This is a genomic window from Polynucleobacter paneuropaeus (assembly GCF_003261235.1).
Taxonomy (GTDB): domain Bacteria; phylum Pseudomonadota; class Gammaproteobacteria; order Burkholderiales; family Burkholderiaceae; genus Polynucleobacter; species Polynucleobacter paneuropaeus.
This window is the reverse complement of sequence record NZ_CP030085.1, coordinates 508,536-525,685: the sequence shown is the minus strand read 5'-3', so window position 1 is coordinate 525,685 and position 17,150 is coordinate 508,536. Positions and strand designations below refer to the sequence as shown.

The 17,150-nt window shown below is 47.0% G+C and carries 16 protein-coding genes; 7 read left to right on the top strand and 9 right to left on the bottom strand.

Annotated features, from left to right (window positions below; all coding sequences use genetic code 11):
- Positions 1–6: 6 nt before the first annotated feature.
- Positions 7–1,884 carry an extracellular solute-binding protein gene (locus Pas1_RS02840; RefSeq protein ID WP_112294434.1) on the bottom strand — a complete coding sequence of 626 codons (1,878 nt, stop codon included), beginning with the start codon at positions 1,882–1,884 and terminating at the stop codon, positions 7–9.
- Between the two features lie 50 nt (positions 1,885–1,934).
- Here Pas1_RS02840 and fabI point away from each other — a divergent pair, with 50 nt between their 5' ends.
- Genes fabI through Pas1_RS02825 form a run of 3 tightly spaced genes read left to right on the top strand, consistent with a single transcriptional unit; the run spans position 1,935 to position 5,084 of the window.
- Positions 1,935–2,720 (top strand): enoyl-ACP reductase FabI, encoded by a 786-nt coding sequence (gene fabI, locus Pas1_RS02835; protein WP_112204590.1) that lies wholly within the window; start codon positions 1,935–1,937, stop codon positions 2,718–2,720.
- Entirely contained in the window at positions 2,717–4,042 is a 1,326-nt protein-coding gene (chrA, locus tag Pas1_RS02830) for a chromate efflux transporter (RefSeq protein ID WP_112294433.1), read from the top strand. The genes fabI and chrA overlap by 4 nt, the downstream gene beginning before the upstream one ends.
- Positions 4,043–4,079: 37 nt before the next feature.
- Positions 4,080–5,084: a tripartite tricarboxylate transporter substrate-binding protein gene (locus Pas1_RS02825; RefSeq protein WP_112237537.1), complete on the top strand. Its 1,005-nt coding sequence runs from the start codon at positions 4,080–4,082 to the stop codon at positions 5,082–5,084.
- A gap of 64 nt (positions 5,085–5,148) precedes the next feature.
- Here the strand turns inward: Pas1_RS02825 and Pas1_RS02820 are convergent, their stop codons facing one another.
- Genes Pas1_RS02820 through Pas1_RS02810 form a run of 3 tightly spaced genes read right to left on the bottom strand, consistent with a single transcriptional unit; the run spans position 5,149 to position 8,737 of the window.
- Entirely contained in the window at positions 5,149–5,793 is a 645-nt protein-coding gene (locus Pas1_RS02820; protein ID WP_112294432.1) for a hypothetical protein, read from the bottom strand.
- Complete coding sequence (locus Pas1_RS02815; RefSeq protein WP_112294431.1) at positions 5,790–6,998, bottom strand: sialidase family protein; 1,209 nt, start codon at positions 6,996–6,998, stop codon at positions 5,790–5,792. Before Pas1_RS02815 ends, Pas1_RS02820 begins: the two co-directional genes overlap by 4 nt.
- Positions 6,995–8,737: an ArnT family glycosyltransferase gene (locus tag Pas1_RS02810; protein ID WP_112295153.1), complete on the bottom strand. Its 1,743-nt coding sequence runs from the start codon at positions 8,735–8,737 to the stop codon at positions 6,995–6,997. The genes Pas1_RS02815 and Pas1_RS02810 overlap by 4 nt, the downstream gene beginning before the upstream one ends.
- A gap of 64 nt (positions 8,738–8,801) precedes the next feature.
- Here Pas1_RS02810 and Pas1_RS02805 point away from each other — a divergent pair, with 64 nt between their 5' ends.
- The 4 genes from Pas1_RS02805 to Pas1_RS02790 all read left to right on the top strand — a co-directional run bounded on the left by Pas1_RS02805 (position 8,802) and on the right by Pas1_RS02790 (position 11,761).
- Positions 8,802–9,116 carry a c-type cytochrome gene (locus tag Pas1_RS02805; protein WP_112204600.1) on the top strand — a complete coding sequence of 105 codons (315 nt, stop codon included), beginning with the start codon at positions 8,802–8,804 and terminating at the stop codon, positions 9,114–9,116.
- Positions 9,116–10,390, top strand: a complete 1,275-nt coding sequence (locus Pas1_RS02800) for an NAD(P)/FAD-dependent oxidoreductase (protein ID WP_112294430.1) — start codon at positions 9,116–9,118, stop codon at positions 10,388–10,390. Before Pas1_RS02805 ends, Pas1_RS02800 begins: the two co-directional genes overlap by 1 nt.
- Before the next feature lie 68 nt (positions 10,391–10,458).
- The gene (locus Pas1_RS02795) at positions 10,459–11,436 is read left to right on the top strand and encodes a DnaJ C-terminal domain-containing protein (protein ID WP_112294429.1); all 978 of its coding nucleotides are present in this window, start codon (positions 10,459–10,461) and stop codon (positions 11,434–11,436) included.
- A 4-nt stretch (positions 11,437–11,440) separates the two neighbouring features.
- Complete coding sequence (locus Pas1_RS02790; protein ID WP_112204606.1) at positions 11,441–11,761, top strand: chaperone modulator CbpM; 321 nt, start codon at positions 11,441–11,443, stop codon at positions 11,759–11,761.
- On the opposite strand, the gene Pas1_RS02785 is transcribed toward Pas1_RS02790, so the two are convergent.
- From Pas1_RS02785 to thrC, 5 genes are read right to left on the bottom strand one after another with little or no spacing between them, the layout of a single operon-like run.
- Positions 11,758–13,680, bottom strand: coding sequence for an ATP-binding cassette domain-containing protein (locus Pas1_RS02785; RefSeq protein WP_112294428.1), 1,923 nt, complete (start codon positions 13,678–13,680; stop codon positions 11,758–11,760). The genes Pas1_RS02790 and Pas1_RS02785 overlap by 4 nt on opposite strands.
- 48 nt (positions 13,681–13,728) lie before the next feature.
- Positions 13,729–14,181: a molybdopterin synthase catalytic subunit MoaE gene (moaE, locus tag Pas1_RS02780; RefSeq protein WP_112237523.1), complete on the bottom strand. Its 453-nt coding sequence runs from the start codon at positions 14,179–14,181 to the stop codon at positions 13,729–13,731.
- A 3-nt stretch (positions 14,182–14,184) separates the two neighbouring features.
- Positions 14,185–14,442 carry a molybdopterin converting factor subunit 1 gene (gene moaD / locus Pas1_RS02775; protein ID WP_112204611.1) on the bottom strand — a complete coding sequence of 86 codons (258 nt, stop codon included), beginning with the start codon at positions 14,440–14,442 and terminating at the stop codon, positions 14,185–14,187.
- 3 nt (positions 14,443–14,445) lie between these two features.
- A complete protein-coding gene (locus Pas1_RS02770) occupies positions 14,446–15,687 on the bottom strand; it encodes a molybdopterin molybdotransferase MoeA (RefSeq protein ID WP_112294427.1) in 1,242 nt (413 codons plus the stop codon).
- 19 nt (positions 15,688–15,706) lie between these two features.
- A complete protein-coding gene (gene thrC / locus Pas1_RS02765) occupies positions 15,707–17,149 on the bottom strand; it encodes a threonine synthase (RefSeq protein WP_112204615.1) in 1,443 nt (480 codons plus the stop codon).
- Between the last annotated feature and the right edge of the window lies 1 nt (position 17,150).

The following is a 17,150-nucleotide window of genomic DNA, read 5'->3' as shown; positions in this document are numbered from 1 at the left end:
CTTGCATTAAGGGGCCTCTGCTTTCCACCAGTTCTGCAAGATCCAAGTTTCAGCCATGTAATACAAAGGAGGATCTGGATAGTGCATTTCTTTTCTGAAAGCAATTCGATGTGTTGGGTTATACCATTGGGGTACGACAAAATAACTATTCCACAAGACTCGATCAAGCGCTCGACTCGCCGCTCTGAGCTGCTCTCGGTTCTGCGCCCTAGTAATTTCTCCAACTAAAGCATCTACTACTGGCGACTGGATCCCAATAACATTGTCTGAACCTTTTTCTTTGGCAGCTTGACTTCCAAAGCGATCCCACAATTCATTTCCTGGACTTTGCGAATCCGGGAAACGAATTGTTGTCATATCAAAATCGTATTCATTCATCCGCTTTTGATGAAGCGCAAAGTCACTGGTTCTCACATCCACCTGAATACCCAGCTTCTCTAAGTTGCGGGTATAGGCAGAAATGACTCTCAAAAAGAAGCCGCCATCTTCAACCATTTCAAAGCGGAAGGGTTCACCTTGAATATTTCTGAGTGCGCCATCGCGATAGGTCCAGCCAGCATCTGCCAATAGCTCACGTGCCTTGCGCAGATTCTGGCGTAAGCTGCCTGGTGCTGCAGTAGAAGGTGCGGGCGGCATAGGGCCAAATACTGCATCGGGCACCCAGCGAGGATATTTCTCTTTGAGGGGCCTGAGTAACTTCAGCTCTGCTTCAGTCGGTTTGCGAGGCCCATCAAAGTTTGCACTCAAATCGCTGTTCGTGAAATAGCTATTAATACGGCTGTATTGATCAAAAAAGAGTTGGCGATTAAGCCATTCAAAGTCGAGCGCGTAACCCAAGGCCTGACGCACACGCACATCCTGAAAGATTGGGCGGCGTAAATTCATTGCAAAACCCTGCATCCCAGCGCCATTGTGATTTAAGAAGGCTTTCTTCAATAGGCTGCCATCATTAAATTTAGAACCGACATAACCTTTGGCCCAGATCTTGGCGCGGTACTCTACTAACGCATCAAACTCGCCCGCCTTGAATGCTTCGAGGCGGACTGCATCATCGCTATATAACTTATACACAATGCGATCGAAGTTATAAAAGCCGACACGCACATTGATGGGTTTATTTAAATGATCTGCCCAGTAATCTGGATTGCGCCTAAAGATGATCGACTTCCCAGTTTTATAGGATTCAATTTGATAAGGGCCGCTGCCAATAGGCGCTTCGAAAGCCAGTTGATCGAAGGCAATCATGGTGCCATCCGGCCTCTTGCCCCAATTACGAGAAAAGATAGGCATCGTTCCAGCTAAGAGTGGCAGCTCTGGATTTTGATTCTTAAAATCAAAGCGCACTTCTCGAGGCGATACAACTACTGCTTGTTTGATATCGCCATATGTCGTCTTGTAGCGTGGATGGGCTTGCTCTCCCATCAAAGTATCAAAACTGTATTTGACGTCTGCTGCCATCACTGGGCTGCCGTCTGAGAAACGAGCCTCTGGTCGAATTCGGAAACTGACTGACTTACGATCAGCCGCTACTGAAATATCTTCTGCTAACAAACCATAGATGCTGGCTACCTCATCTGCACTTCCTTCAGCTAAAGACTCAAACATTAATTCAATTCCGGGAGCAGTCACACCTCTGAGGGTGAAGGGATTGAACTTGTCAAAACTACTTCTAGACCCAGGGTTAGGCAAGGTTAGCGTTCCGCCTTTAGGCGCATTGGGATTAACGTAATCGAAGTGACTAAAGCCATCCGCATATTTTGGTTTGCCGTACTGCGCGATCCCCTGTGATCCATAACTTGAAATACTGATTAGGCTGAGGAGGCAAGCCAGCACCCAAAGGGGGTAGTAAAAGCGGAATGGGCGAAGGGATGAGTAAATCGGCATATATGTGACAATTGTAGATAGCAAACCACATTTGAAGCAAAGGACACTATATGGGCTTTCTGACCGGCAAAAAAATCCTCATTACCGGCCTTCTCTCTAACCGCTCGATTGCCTATGGCATTGCCAAGGCCTGCCATCGTGAAGGGGCTGAATTGGCCTTCACCTATGTAGGTGAGCGCTTTAAAGACCGTATTGTCGATTTTGCTAAAGAATTTAACACTGAGCTCATTTTTGATTGTGACGTCGGCAGTGACGAACAAATTACTGCCCTCTTTAAAGATTTAGCTAAAACCTGGCCCCAGTTTGATGGTTTCGTCCATGCCATTGGCTTTGCCCCTCGCGAAGCAATTGCCGGCGACTTCTTGGATGGTTTAAGCCGTGAAGGATTCAAAATCGCACACGATATTTCTGCCTACAGCTTTCCAGCAATGGCTAAAGAAGCGCTGCCCATGCTGCGTGAGAAATCTGCTTTATTAACACTGACGTATTTAGGCTCCATGCGAAATGTACCCAACTACAACACCATGGGATTAGCCAAGGCTTCCTTAGAGGCATCAGTGCGTTATCTCGCTGGTTCACTAGGCCCTAAGGGTATTCGTGTGAACGGCATCTCCGCAGGCCCAATTAAAACGCTTGCCGCTTCTGGTATCAAAGGCTTTGGCAAGATCTTGGAAGCCGTTGAAGCAACTGCACCTTTGCGTCGCAATGTGACGATTGATGACGTTGGTAACAGCGCTGCCTTTCTCTTATCTGATTTAGCAAACGGTATTACCGCTGAAATCATTTACGTTGATAACGGCTTTAGCCAAGTGGTTGGCGGAATGGAAGACGCTTGAGTGTCCCATTTCGCGAAGCGCTCAAGTTCTGGGCTAAGTTAGGCTTTACTAGCTTTGGTGGTCCCGCAGGACAGATTGCGGTTCTGCATCAAGAGTTGGTTGAAAAGCGTCGCTGGATTTCTGAGCGGCGCTTTTTACATGCCTTGAACTACTGCATGCTTCTACCAGGTCCAGAAGCACAGCAACTAGTCACCTATATTGGTTGGCTGATGCACCGAGGCTGGGGTGGTTTATTAGCAGGCAGCTTATTTATTCTGCCCTCACTCTTTATTTTGATTGCCCTATCTTGGATCTATCTGACTTTTGGACAGATACCGTGGATAGCGGCTATTTTCTTTGGTATTAAACCCGCCGTTACTGCAATTGTTATCTTTGCTGCATTTCGCATTGGCAAGCGCACAATTCATAATCGTGCCCTACAAGCAGTTGCGCTCGGATCTTTTCTGGCGATATTTCTTCTGAATATTTCCTTTCCGATCATCGTGGTCATTGCCGCATTGATTGGTTGGTGGGGTAGTAAACGTTACCCGGAATATTTTCAAGCTCGGCAATCACACAGTAGTAACTCAGAAAACTTTGGGCCAGCCATCATTGATGACAACACCCCTACTCCTGAGCATGCAAAATTTTCTTCTAGCAAAGTCATTCGTCACAGCCTGATTGCGCTTTGCTTTTGGCTGCTGCCTATTGGGCTACTTTGCGTTATGGGTGGATGGGAAAGTCTCTACCCACAACTGGCTTGGTTCTTTACCAAGGCTGCCTTCTTAACCTTTGGCGGGGCTTATGCTGTCCTGCCTTACGTCTATCAAGGAGCAGTTGAACATTATCAGTGGCTTAGCGCCGGGCAAATGATTGATGGTCTCGCTTTAGGAGAAACAACTCCAGGTCCATTAATCATGGTGGTCGCATTTGTGGGTTATCTTGCGGGACATCTCGCACATCTTTCGAATAAGCTCAATCCTTTTTGGTTTGGCGCCCTAGGTGCAGTGGTTGCTACTTGGTTTACTTTTTTACCCTCTTTCTTTTTCATCATGGTAGGTGGCCCCCTCATTGAATCGACTCATGGCAAGTTAGGATTTACCGCTCCTTTAACTGCCATCACCGCTGCAGTTGTTGGTGTGATTGTTAATCTGGGAATATTTTTTGCGTATCACGTCTTTTTCCCTTCAGGCTTAAGTGGATCCATCTCCTGGGTTTCAATCCTCATTTGCCTGCTGTCTGTCATCGCCCTCTTTAAATACCAGCGTGGCGTTATAACGGTGATTGCTGGCGCTGCTTTTGCAGGCTTATTGAGCTTTTGGGGCTCTATTCTGATATCCTAATATCAACCAATACAATAGCTTAGGAACGGAGACCCGCATGAAGCCACATCAGAAACTACACACATCACTATTGGCAGGGCTAATTGCAATTGCTGCCAGTAGCTATTTATCGATAGCACCTGCAATGGCTGCAGATGCCTATCCCAACAAACCCATTACTTTGGTGGTGCCATTTTCAGCAGGCGGGCCTACTGATGCAGTTGCCCGTTTAATCGCAGTGCCTATGGGTAAAGATCTTGGCCAGACAGTCATTGTCGAAAATACTGTAGGTGCTGGCGGCACAATTGCCACAACCCGTGTAGCCCGAGCAGCTCCTGATGGCTATATTCTGTATCTGCACCATATGGGGATGGCGACTGCGCCAGCTTTGTATAAAAAGCTCCCCTTTGACCCCATGAAAGATTTTGAATACATTGGTCAAGTTGTTGACGTACCGATGGTACTTCTTGGTCGCAAAAACTTTCCAGCCAACAACTTTAAAGAGCTTGAGGCATATATCAAGGTCAATAAAGAAAAGGTGACCATTGCGAACGCAGGACCTGGTTCAGTGTCTCAGTTATGCGGTCTTTTACTGATGTCTCGTGAAGGCGTAGAACTTACAACCGTTCCATATAAGGGAACAGGCCCAGCCTTAACTGATCTGCTTGGTGGCCAAGTTGATTTATTGTGCGACCAGACAACCCAAACCGTTCCTTACATCAAAGATAATCTCGTCAAAGCCTATGGTGTTACAACGCTCAAACGTCTTCCAGGTCTATCTAATATTCCCACTCTCGATGAGCAAGGTCTTAAAGGTTTTGAAGTCAAAGCCTGGCATGGTCTTTACGCACCAAAAGGTACCCCCCCAGAAGTGCTAGCCAAAATCAATAAGGCATTGAGGGTGGCGTTGAATAATCCTGAGGTTAAAGCACGCTTAGGAGAATCCAATATCGAAGTGGTGCCTATGAGTAAAGTGACTTCTGAATCTCTTAAGAACCAGCTCGACTCTGAAATTAATAAATGGGGTCCCGTGATTCGTAAAGCAGGAGCTTATGCAGATTAAGTCTGACTAAACTCCATTAGTTAAAAAGCCAGCATCGCGCTGGCTTTTTTCTTGTGGTGATGAATTAACCCGCTCTAAATAAGAAACCGGACTGTAAGCGCTCCCGTCTTTTACGTCTCACTGAGCTAATGCAGGCTAACAGAGCCCAGAGCATTAGAAAGGGATCCAGCAGGTAATCCCATAAATTCGCAGACTCGTGCCAATGAATTGACCAGGCCAAAATAGCCAAGGCAATAATGAAAGTACCCTTGCTCCAGTTCGCTATTGCCAGAATGGCCGCAAATATCGATACAGCAATCAAGAACCCAATGCTCGCATAGCCCCATCCGTAAGGATCAAGCATTCCCAGGCCAAGGGCAAAGGGATAAAAACTGAATGCGATGAGGACAATCGCCACCTTAAATCCCATGGGTACAAAGTGTGCCTCAGTATTTCGGGGATCAATGCGATCGAGAAGAACGCTCGACCAGAGCAGAAGCAGCGAGACCACACTCAGATCACCTGTGACACCTCGGATATAAGCCGCTAGCGGTAACTGCATAAACAAACCGAGCGGCCAATAAAAGAGATTGGTCAACAGTAAAGCCAAGATGATTCGAGCTGCAACTGGCATTTGTGCCTCGAAGTTTCTTTGGAGTAGCCAAACCAAGAGAGTTGCACAAGTGAGGGCCATCTCTAACAAGCCGATAGTTTGCATGATATTTTTCATTGCTTACTCTCCTCACTACTTACTGACTTCGCCTGAGCATTGCTATAAGCCTGCTTAATCCAATTGGCGTCAAACCGAATATGCCGAATCTTTTTCCGATCCCAGGTGTAAACCAAATCCACTTGAGCGCCATCTGCAATCATGTACGGATAGGAAAATTCACGACGTTGCTCTGCTGCTAAGGCTTCATCATCTTCGAGCACCTCAATGGTTTGCCATTGCGTAGCTGAAATATCTTTAGCGAGCATCACCAAACGACTGCGCCCTGCTTCTAGATCATTTGCTACAAGAACACGTAAGCCATTAGGTAGCAGAACGCCAGTGATGGCGGCGTTGGGATTGGAAATAGGAAGATCGGCTTGAGCCTGCCAAGACTGGCCGGCATTTTGCGTTTCACTAACGGGAATTTGATGTGGCTTTGAACTGCCCCGGGTCTGACGGAAGTAGGCTTGGGCTTTTTCTGGAGCATCGACCAATACCAGGGGTTGAATCGCGCTTTGACCTGAACTCATTCTGCGCTTATCAATCACTTGGTCACCATCAATGCGAAGCAGCTCACCAAACTTGCCAATCCACTCATGGTATGCGGGTAAGCCTAGTCGACTATCTGCAAAAGAAATTGCAGGTGTTTTTACCAAGGTGCTTAAATTAGTAAACGGCGACGTAATAAGGCGCTGTGGCTTGCTCCAAGTGAGACCTTCATCACCTGAACTCATTGTAGAAATAGAACTACCCGCCCATCCTCCGATGGATACCGTCACAAAAAAGAGTTGCAGACGTCCATCAGTCGCCCTAGCTGGAACGGGGTTACCCAATTTGGCGATATAGCGAGCAAGGGATTTTTCAGTGGCTACTCGATCAATGACTACGGTCGGCTCACTCCAGGTATTGTTGTGGGGGTTGAATACAGCGCTATTGATTACTACATCTGCAGCGCCCTCTCGGCTGCCTGCAAACCAAAAGGCTCGCAATGAATCATCTTTCAAGGCAATCAAAGAGGCCGCATGAACTGAGGCTGCGCCAGTGTCTGGTAACCAGTCTGACTTTGGTTGAATCAATGCCGCTTTGGCATTATGGATTGACTCAGACTCAGCACTCACCATTTCTGGAGCCTGAAACGGAGCCCATGCTGGATGACTATCAAGATGCAAAAAGCCTAAGACTGTTGCTAATAATAAAAAGCATAGTGCTACAACTCGAATCATCTACAGGCATCCTTACGCAGTTCGCTACTCAACTGATTATTGAGTTCTGGGCTTGGCGCTATGGCAGGACCCGCGATTAAATATTCATTCACAAAAAGATACTCTCCAATATGACCCCTAAGTATCGCCTCAATCTCTTGAGGTGTTTGTCTTGCTCGCATTTCCATACGGTGGCCAATGATATTGCAAGAAGGGCAAGCTACTAACTTCTCGTCGATGGATGAGCCTAATGGCGTCTGGACTGCTACCAAAGGATATTGACCAAGTAAGCCGGTGATATCACTTGCCTGCTGAGATGGATAGCCATTTAACTGTGTGCTCGGCAATAGCAAGCGATACTCTTCGTCTTTAGCACGATAGTCACAAGGAATCCATACTGCTTTTCCTTGAACAGCTTCAATAGTCTGAGCGTCATAACGTCCCAGCGCCCCCTCTAATGGGGCAAGGCTGCTATTTAAAGCGCAGTAAGAGAGGAAGCAGACAGCCAATGTGAGTGACTTACTCCATTGTATTTTGATCAGACCTAGCAATGCACATGTCACACTCATGGCCATCAAGATCCAATGCCAAGCTGAGTAATGCCAGATCGGGTTTTCGGCTTGGAGATTGAATCCCACCCAGATCAAGGCGGTCAGAATGATGAGCTGGAGAACCAAGGCAAACCGAAAGCCCCAAAGAGATAAGCGCTGCCAATGCATTGCGATCAATGCAGCAAAGGCTGGCATAACAGGCAACAGATACCGTCCAGAACGCTGACTTGGCAAACTAAAGACAATAAAAAAGGCTGCAATCAAGAGTAGCAAGAGACTTTCTTCAATCGATAGAAAGCGCCGCTCACGCCAACATTGCCAGAGCGTATTGATCAACACTGCAATCAATAGCCCAACATTTGCTAGGGTTGTGAGAACTAGCATCCAGATACTATCGCCACCTCGTAAGAGATCGAATACGTAGTTAGAACTTCTTGCCTGAAACTTACCCGCGTTCTCACCTAAGACAAATTCCCTCCAGATCGCCTCTGGTGCCGGATCTAGCAAGAACCAAATAGAAAATACGCCCAGCGCCGCAATCAGAATCAAGACTAACTTCAAAAGATCGCGTGTCATCAGTTTGGACAAACTCCACTCACGCCAACGCCAGTAATAGAGTGTTAAGGCAAATATGGCTGGCACGATATAGGCAAAGGATTTAGCAAGTAATGCCAAACCAAAACACAGGGCTGTAAATAATGGAAATAGTAATCTGGAATCAAAGGCTGCTTTACCCCAGTACAACAATCCCATAAAGGGAAGACTCAAGAAAAAGACTTCAGCGGGATCTGTTAGGAAGGGCCGGCCATAACGATAGGTCGAGAAAAAAGATAGCCAGACTAGAGCAGCCAATGCTCCCGTCTTTGTTTTAGTGCTGAAACGTCGTACCGCCAAAAACAAGCAAAAAGCAGTCAAGCCGGTATACAGAAGATTGGGCCAGCGAAGATTCCACAAGGTCCACTGACTTGCCCAAGAGGAGCTGGCTATCCCCTGCCAAAATAATAATGGGGGCTTGGTGTTCTTCAATCCATCCATCTCAGACTGCAAAGGTAGCCAATGGCCAGAGTCCGCAGTCAGGCGCACGATATGCATATAGGGATACTCATCCCCATTCTTGGGGGCAAAGCGACTATCTAATCCATAAAAATAGCTGGTGATGGCCAACAAAAGGATGAGAAACGCGGTGCGAAGAGTGAAAGTGCCATGCATCACCATAGTTTATCGGTTTTGCATGGGAGGGATAAAATGAACCCATGTATCAGAAAGACTTCAAGTGAAACCCCTAGCACCTCGCTTTTTGCTAATCCTTAGCCTCAGCGGCTCTTGCTGGGCACAAGTATCTCCAGTCGATCAACTATATCAACAAAGTTTGGCTGCTACTTGTGCTAATTGTCATGGTACGAATGGCAAGGGCCTGCCCAACCAAAGCATTCCTCTAATAAGTCAACTTAGTAGTGAAGAATTGCTAGCCCAACTCTTAGCCTATAAATCAGGAACTCGGCCTGGCACGCTAATGCCCCAGTTAGCAAAAGGCTATACCGATGCTCAGCTTGAAAGCATTGCAAATCAGTTAGGGAAAAAGCCGTAATGAATCGCCGTCACTTTCTGGCTCATAGCGCTGCTGGCTTAAGCTTGCTGGGTGGTTTCTCTAGCTATGCGCAAGCAAACCTAGATAAAGCCCGTATCTTGGTGATTGGTGGCGGCTTTGGTGGTGCTACGGCTGCAAAATATCTGCGCCTGTTTTCTAACAATACGGCCAACGTCACATTGATTGAGCCCAATGCCAGTTTCTTGTCTTGCCCCATGTCCAATTTGGTTGTGGCAGGTATGCGCACCATGGCAGATATCACATCACCCTATGAAAGTCTGACTAAGCATCATGGCATTAAACTGATTCGCGATAGCGTAAGTGCCATCGATCCTGATAAGAAGATTGTGACTCTGGCCTCGGGCACTACTCTTAGCTATGACAAAGTTGTTCTATCACCCGGCATCAGTCTGATGATGAATTCCATTGAAGGGCTTACCAAAGCCAATCAAGCAGGGGTCACATTACAAGCCTGGAAGGCTGGTCCTGAAACGCTGATGCTCTATAAGCAATTGGCTGCAATGCGGGATGGTGGTGTGTTTGCGATTAGTATTCCTGAGGCGCCCTATCGCTGCCCTCCTGGGCCATATGAACGCGCCAGCTTAGTAGCCAATTATCTAAAGCAACATAAACCCAAATCCAAAGTATTGATTCTGGATGCCAATCAAGATCTCACCTCAAAAGGCGCACTCTTTAAAAAAGCTTGGGCTGAGCAATATTCAGGCTTGATTGAATATCTCCCATCGCACAATGTTGCTAGTGTAGATGCTAAAACCAAAACACTACGCTTCGAAGTGCAAGATGATGTAAGAGCCGATGTACTAAATGTTTTACCAGCAATGAGTGCTGGCGAGATTGCCATCAAGACTGGGCTCGCGAATGCGAATGGACGCTGGGTCAATGTTGACTTCCTCAATTTTGAAGCCACAGCCACAAAAGATATTCATGTGCTCGGAGATGCGATTCAGACAGCACCTCTCATGCCTAAGTCAGGCCATATGGCCAATCAGCATGCCAAGGTCGCAGCAGCAGCCATCATTGCGCAACTCAATGACTGGCCGGTCAATCCAGCACCGGTCGTCAATAACACTTGCTATAGCTTTGTAAATGAGCAAGCTGCAGTTCATATCGCTAGCGTTCACCAATATGATGCCCAAGCAAAAACCTTTAAATCCGTTTCTGGAGCTGGCGGCCTCTCTACCGAGTCTTCCACCAAAGAGGGAAGTTATGCTTGGGGCTGGGCTCACAATATTTGGGCCGATACCTTAGCCTAATTGAAATACGAAGGGCTGTAGAATCTACCTTGTTGAGGTAAATATTCAATTGGGATCACGCTAGACTCATGAAATTTCGGGACTACTACGAAACACTCGGTGTTGCACGCGGTGCAACTGAAGCAGAAATTAAAACTGCTTATCGCAAGCTTGCTCGCAAATACCATCCAGATGTGAATAAAGAAAAGGATGCGGAAGATCGCTTCAAAGAAATCGGTGAGGCATACTCCGTTCTCAAAGATACAGAGAAACGCGCAGCCTACGATCAAATGGGCAGCAATTGGAAGCAAGGTCAAGACTTTAGCCCCCCTCCTAACTGGAATACCGGTTTTGAATTTGCTGATGATCCTAATGCCGGCTTTGGTGGATATGGTGGTAGCTACGATGGCGATCAAAGCGAATTCTTTGAGTCTTTATTTGGTCGAGGCAGACATCGTCAAGGCGGACGAAGCTCTAATGCCCGTCAAGGCATGCACTTTAAAGGTCAAGATCATCACGCCAAGATCCTGATTGATTTAGCTGATGCCTATAACGGCGCTAAGCGCACGATCTCTTTACACATGCCAACACAAGATCCTGAAGGACATGTGATGACGCAAGAGCGTAAATTAGATGTCAATATTCCGAAGGGGATTAAGGCTGGGCAGAACCTTCGTCTCAGCGGCCAAGGCGGCCCCGGCATGGGTGATGGTGGCGCAGGCGATCTCTATCTTGAAATTGATTTTCACCCTAGCCCACTGTACAAAGTAGATGGAAAAGATGTTTATCTGGATTTACCAATGGCTCCCTGGGAGGCTGCGCTGGGTACGAGCTTGAACATTCCGACTCCGGCAGGTAGCACCCTCGAATTAACGATACCTCCCAACACCAAATCAGGCCGCAAAATGCGCCTCAAAGGCAAAGGCATACCGAGTAAAGAGCCCGGTGATTTTTATGTCGTACCCAATATTGTTTTACCTGAAGCACAAAGCGCTGCACAAAAAGCTGCGTATCAAGAGTTAGAAAAGGCTTTTGATTTCAAGCCTAGATCTCATTTGAAGGGATAAGCACATGAGCCAAACCAATATCACTTGGATTGAAAGCGCTATCGTTGAAGATGAAGTCCATATGACGATCGTTGAGCTTTCTCATGCGGCCAGTACTCCTGAGCAACTCATCATGGATTGGGTCTCAGAGGGCGTTCTGAGTCCAGCAGGAAGCAGTCCTGAAGATTGGCGCTTTAGTGGTGACTCTTTAAAGCGAGCTAAAACAGCAGCACGCCTGACTCGAGATTTTGAAATCAATACTTCGGGTCTTGCGCTTGCTCTAGATCTCATAGATCAAATCAGCCGTTTGCGCGCAGAAGTGTTACGCTTAAATGGACCAGCCTAAGATTCTGACTTGGCGAGTAGCAATTCCCAGCGCTGCATTTTTTGATCTAACTCGGTATTGATCTCACTCAAGCGCACTTGCAGGCTTGCTAACAGCTCGGGTTCATTCTGATACAACTTGGGCTGACTCATCGTGACACCAATTTCAGCCTGCTCTGCTTCAAGCGCTTCAATTTGTGCGGGTAATAACTCAAGCTCTTGACGTTCTTTGCCATTGAGTTTTTGAACCCCGCTTTTCGCAACTGGCTTGGGTTCTGACTTCGTCTCCACTTTAACTGGCGTTTTAATTTCTCCTTTTTCTGGAGATTTTGAATTCGAAGCACGAATCTTATCTGAGCGCGCCTTCTGAATTTTCCAATCCTCATAGCCGCCTTCGTACTCGCGCCAGAAACCATCACCCTCATTAGCAATAATGCTCGTCACGACGTTATCCAGAAAATAACGGTCATGACTTACTAAAAATACCGTGCCTTTGTAATCTTGCAGGAGTTGCTCTAGCAAATCTAGAGTATCGATATCTAAGTCATTGGTTGGCTCATCGAGCACCAAGACATTGGCAGGTCTTGCAAATAAGCGGGCTAAGAGCAATCGATTACGTTCACCGCCCGATAAAGTACTCACTGGAGAATTCGTGCGTTCAGGTGCAAATAGAAAATCACTCAAATAACTCTTCACGTGTTTTTTATTACCATTGATCTCGACCCATTCACTACCAGGACTAATGTAATCTTCTAGAGAAGCATTTAGATCAAGGCCTTCGCGCATTTGATCAAAGTAAGCCACTTCAATACGGGTGCCCATCGTAGCCGTACCTGCGTCAGGCTGAATAGACCCCAAGATCAACTTGAGCAAAGTAGTCTTACCTGCCCCATTAGGTCCCAATAAGCCGACCTTATCGCCACGCAGAATCGTTGCCGTGAAATCTTTCACGATTGGGCGATCATAGGCTTTAGAAACATTCTGGAGATCAGCGACGATCTTGCCACTGCGATCACCAGCAGAGACGGCCAATTTAACTTGACCAATGGCATCACGACGCTCACTGCGACTAGTGCATAGTTTTTCTAGTCGAGCGATGCGGGCCACGCTACGAGTTCTTCTAGCCTCAACGCCCTTACGAATCCATACTTCTTCTTGCGCAAGCAGTTTATCCGCCCGTGCATTAGCCAAAGACTCTGCATTTAACTCTTGATCTTTAAGTACTTCGTAAGCAGAAAAATTACCGGGATAGGATCTGAGAATGCCGCGATCCAGCTCCACAATTTGAGTGCAGACATTATCTAAGAAGGCGCGATCATGGGTAATCAGAATCACTGAGCCTTGATACTCTTTGAGCAACTCCTCAAGCCAGGAAATCGAATCCAAATCTAAATGATTGGTGGGCTCATCTAATAACAAGACATCAGGCACTTCCACTAATGCCCTAGCCAGTGCGACCCTCTTTTTAGTGCCGCCAGAAAGGGTATTAATTTTGGCTTCGGCATCGAGATGTAAGCGGTCTAGTGTTTCATGAACACGTTGCTCCCAATTCCAACCGCTGAGGGCTTCCAATTGAGACTGGACTTGATCGAGGCGATGATGAGAGGCATCATCCCACTCTCCTACGCTCAGGGCTTCGTATTCTTCACGCAAGGCTTTTGCTTGGGCAACTCCCTTAGAGACTGCCTCAAAGATACTTTCATTGGCTTCGAAGAGCGGTTCCTGAGGCACATAAGCAATGCGTAAGCCTTGCTGATATTGCAACAGGCCATCGTCCATTTTTTCAATGCCAGCCAGAATCTTTAATAAAGAAGATTTACCAGTACCATTGCGACCAATCAGGCCGACACGTTCGCCAGATTCAAGAGAAAAAGCAGTGTTTGCGAGTAGATCAACGTGGCCAAAAGCCAATTTTGCATCAGTGAGTACGATTAGAGCCATGGCAGCATTATCGCTACTTTAGCCAACACTCTCAGAATTAGAGCGACTTTAGGTTTTCTTCCAGCGTGCCATGGCGGCATCGTCAGCTACTCTGGCATCAACCCAACGCCCACCATCGGCAGTCTCTTCTTTTTTCCAGAAGGGAGCAGCCGTTTTGAGGTAGTCCATCATGAACTCACAGGCTGCAAAAGCTTCGGCTCGATGAGCGCTAGTGACTACGACCAAAACGATTTGGTCTTCGGGCTTCAGCGGCCCTACTCGATGAATAATCAAAGTATTGCGGATATCCCAACGCGCTTTAGCTTGAGCAACAATTGCCTCCAAAGCTTTCTCGGTCATGCCAGGATAATATTCAAGGGTCATCGAGTGCACCTCGCTACCCACGTTCATATCCCGTACCGTTCCTAGAAAAGATACAACGGCGCCTACTTGTCGATCACCCTTGCGTAGATTGGCAATCTCAGCACTGAGATCAAAGTCAGATTCCTGAATGCGAATCATTTTTTAACCTCCGGTTACCGGTGGAAAGAAAGCGACTTCGGCATCATCACTTAAAGGCGTACTCGAGTCAACCATGACTTGATTTAAGGCGCAACGAATGACTTGATTACCCGCCAAGACTTCAGACCAAAGCGCGTTTCGTTTACAAAGATAGTTTTTGAGATCATCGATGGTTTTAATATCATCAGGAATATCAATGCTCTCTTGAGAAACACCCAGTTTTTCACGCAGAGCGGCAAAGAAGCGTAATTGAATCTTCATAGACTAAGTCAGTAGCGCACTAAAAGGAATGTACTTCACCATGCTGCCAGCCTCAAAGGCTTGACCTGCTGGACAGTCAATCAAACCATCACCCCATGAAGCACTGGTTAATACACCTGAACTCTGATTGGGGAATAAATCTAGACCACCCTGGCTATTGACTTTAACGCGCAAGAATTCATTACGGCGATCCGCTTTAGGCCAAGCAAAATCAGCCCGCATCAGATAGCGAGGCATCGACTCTGAGCTACGTCCTTGTAATTTGAGAATAAATGGGCGGACAAACAATAAGAAAGTGACAAAACTAGAAACGGGATTGCCGGGCAAACCGATAAACCATGCCTCTCCAGCCTCTGCTTGTTCTGCTTTGCGAACAGCCCCAAATGCCAAAGGTTTACCGGGCTTAATAGCAATTTGCCATAAATCGAGACGTCCCTCTGCGGTCACTGCAGGTTTAATGTGGTCCTCTTCACCAACGGACACTCCGCCAGAGGTAATAATCAAGTCATGATCTTTGCTAGCTTTGCGAAGTGCCTCCCGAGTAGCATCAAGGCGATCAGGGATGATTCCCAAATCAGTTGCATCGCATCCCAAAGAACGTAAGCATGCTAATAATGTGTCGCGATTAGAGTTGTAAATACCACCTGGCTTTAAGGGTTCGCCTGGTAGCGCTAATTCATCACCAGTAAAGAATGCAGCAACCCCTACACGACGCTTCACATTTAAATGGGTCAAGCCAGCCGAGGCAGCAACACCCAACTCTTGGGGACGCAGAAATATGCCTGCATGAAGCGCAACTTTTCCAGCACTCAGATCTTCACCACGACGGCGAATCCATTGACCTAATTTAGGGATGTAATTAACTTGAACTTGATCGGCTTGACCTGCAACAAGAGAGGTGTCTTCCTGCATGATGATCGCATCGGCATTGGGTGGAACAGGAGCCCCTGTAAAAATTCGTGCGGCACAAGCGGCCTCTAAAGGCTTGCCGACTGAACCTGCCGGAATCCGCTGGTTTACTCTCAGTACTGCGCCCTCTTTAGTGATGTCAGCAGTTCGTACTGCATAGCCATCCATTGAAGTGTTATCTAGTGGGGGGACGTCTACCAAGCTATTGACGTCTTCAGCAAGAACTCTCCCGAGAGCAGATTGCATGGCAACCCGCTCTGTTTCTGAAACTGCTTTTGCATGACCGAGTAAATGCTCAAGTGCCTGCTCAGCAGTCAGCATGGGTGGCTTATTCATGGCGGCTTTAAAAATAGAATTAATTGACGTGATCAGTGATGAAAGACTTCACTTGACTAACATCAGCATCGATATTAACGACGCGTTGTGGAAGTGACTTAATGCCTTCCAGTCCTTTGGGGCAGTCAGCCGGGCGGCCAAGAGCCTCTAAAATAGTTTCTTCGAACTTGATAGGTAGTGCAGTTTCTAGAACAAGCATAGGAATACCTGCTTGCAGATGCTCACGAGCCACCTTCACGCCATCGGCGGTATGCGTATCGATAACTACGCCATAGCGTTGATCGATATCCTGAATGGTTGCAATCCGGTTTTCATGAGTACTGCGGCCCGACTGAAAGCCATACTTAGCCATCGTTTTATAGACAGAATCTTTTGAGAGATCAAAGCCGCCTTGGCTCTCTACTTGCTGGAAGAGCTTAGCAGTCGCTTGGCCATCTTGTGACATCAAATCAAAGATAAAGCGTTCAAAGTTACTGGCTTTGGAGATGTCCATCGATGGGCTTGAAGTATGCAAGGTCTCTGCAGACTTGCGAGCGCGATAAACACCGGTCTTATAAAACTCGTCAAGGACATCGTTCTCGTTAGTTGCAACCACTAAATGCTCAATCGGCAAGCCCATCATGCGAGCAATATGACCAGCGCAGACATTACCGAAGTTGCCCGAAGGAACTGTAAAAGATACTTTCTCATTACTTGATTTGGTAGCTAAGAGATAACCTTGAAAGTAGTAAATCACTTGGGCTACTACCCTACCCCAGTTAATCGAGTTCACGGTACCGATTTGGTTCTTGGCTTTAAAAGGCAGATCATTGCTGACTGCTTTCACAATATCTTGACAATCATCGAATACACCACCAACCGCTAAGTTAAAAATATTAGGGTCTTGCAGCGAGTACATTTGGGCTGACTGAAAGGCACTCATCTTACCGCGGGGTGACAACATAAACACGGTCACACCCTCTTTACCTCGCATCGCATATTCTGCTGCACTGCCAGTATCTCCAGAAGTTGCGCCCAGAATATTGAGCTGTTGACCAGCACGTTTAAGTGCGTACTCAAATAAATTACCCAGCAATTGCATGGCCATATCTTTAAAGGCTAAAGTGGGTCCATTCGAGAGGCTCAGTAAACCAATACGTGTGCCCTGCTCTTCGCCCAGCCAATGAATAGGGGTAATATCTTGCGCTGAGTCTGCTGCGCGGCCATTGCAGTACACCTGAGCGGTATAGGTCTTGCGCAATAAAGCACGCAAATCTGTGTCAGGAATATCGTCACAGTACAGACTCAGAATCTCGTAAGCAAGATCAGCGTAGGAGAGGCCACGCCAGCTATCGAGTTGAGCTTTACTAATTTGTGGATAGTGCGAGGGCAGATATAAGCCGCCATCTGGCGCTAGCCCACCCAGCAGAATTTCTAAAAAGGATTGTTGCGGACTATTGCCGCGAGTCGATTGGTAACGCATC

What these genes read in the sequence shown, in the direction of transcription:
- Pas1_RS02840 (WP_112294434.1), bottom strand. Translation starts at nt 1,884, where the DNA reads ATGCCGATTTACTCATCCCTTCGCCCATTCCGCTTTTACTACCCCCTT.
- fabI (WP_112204590.1), top strand. Translation starts at nt 1,935, where the DNA reads ATGGGCTTTCTGACCGGCAAAAAAATCCTCATTACCGGCCTTCTCTCT.
- Pas1_RS02825 (WP_112237537.1), top strand. Translation starts at nt 4,080, where the DNA reads ATGAAGCCACATCAGAAACTACACACATCACTATTGGCAGGGCTAATT.
- Pas1_RS02820 (WP_112294432.1), bottom strand. Translation starts at nt 5,793, where the DNA reads ATGAAAAATATCATGCAAACTATCGGCTTGTTAGAGATGGCCCTCACT.
- Pas1_RS02815 (WP_112294431.1), bottom strand. Translation starts at nt 6,998, where the DNA reads ATGATTCGAGTTGTAGCACTATGCTTTTTATTATTAGCAACAGTCTTA.
- Pas1_RS02810 (WP_112295153.1), bottom strand. Translation starts at nt 8,737, where the DNA reads ATGCATGGCACTTTCACTCTTCGCACCGCGTTTCTCATCCTTTTGTTG.
- Pas1_RS02800 (WP_112294430.1), top strand. Translation starts at nt 9,116, where the DNA reads ATGAATCGCCGTCACTTTCTGGCTCATAGCGCTGCTGGCTTAAGCTTG.
- Pas1_RS02795 (WP_112294429.1), top strand. Translation starts at nt 10,459, where the DNA reads ATGAAATTTCGGGACTACTACGAAACACTCGGTGTTGCACGCGGTGCA.
- Pas1_RS02790 (WP_112204606.1), top strand. Translation starts at nt 11,441, where the DNA reads ATGAGCCAAACCAATATCACTTGGATTGAAAGCGCTATCGTTGAAGAT.
- Pas1_RS02785 (WP_112294428.1), bottom strand. Translation starts at nt 13,680, where the DNA reads ATGGCTCTAATCGTACTCACTGATGCAAAATTGGCTTTTGGCCACGTT.
- moaE (WP_112237523.1), bottom strand. Translation starts at nt 14,181, where the DNA reads ATGATTCGCATTCAGGAATCTGACTTTGATCTCAGTGCTGAGATTGCC.
- moaD (WP_112204611.1), bottom strand. Translation starts at nt 14,442, where the DNA reads ATGAAGATTCAATTACGCTTCTTTGCCGCTCTGCGTGAAAAACTGGGT.
- Pas1_RS02770 (WP_112294427.1), bottom strand. Translation starts at nt 15,687, where the DNA reads ATGAATAAGCCACCCATGCTGACTGCTGAGCAGGCACTTGAGCATTTA.
- thrC (WP_112204615.1), bottom strand. Translation starts at nt 17,149, where the DNA reads ATGCGTTACCAATCGACTCGCGGCAATAGTCCGCAACAATCCTTTTTA.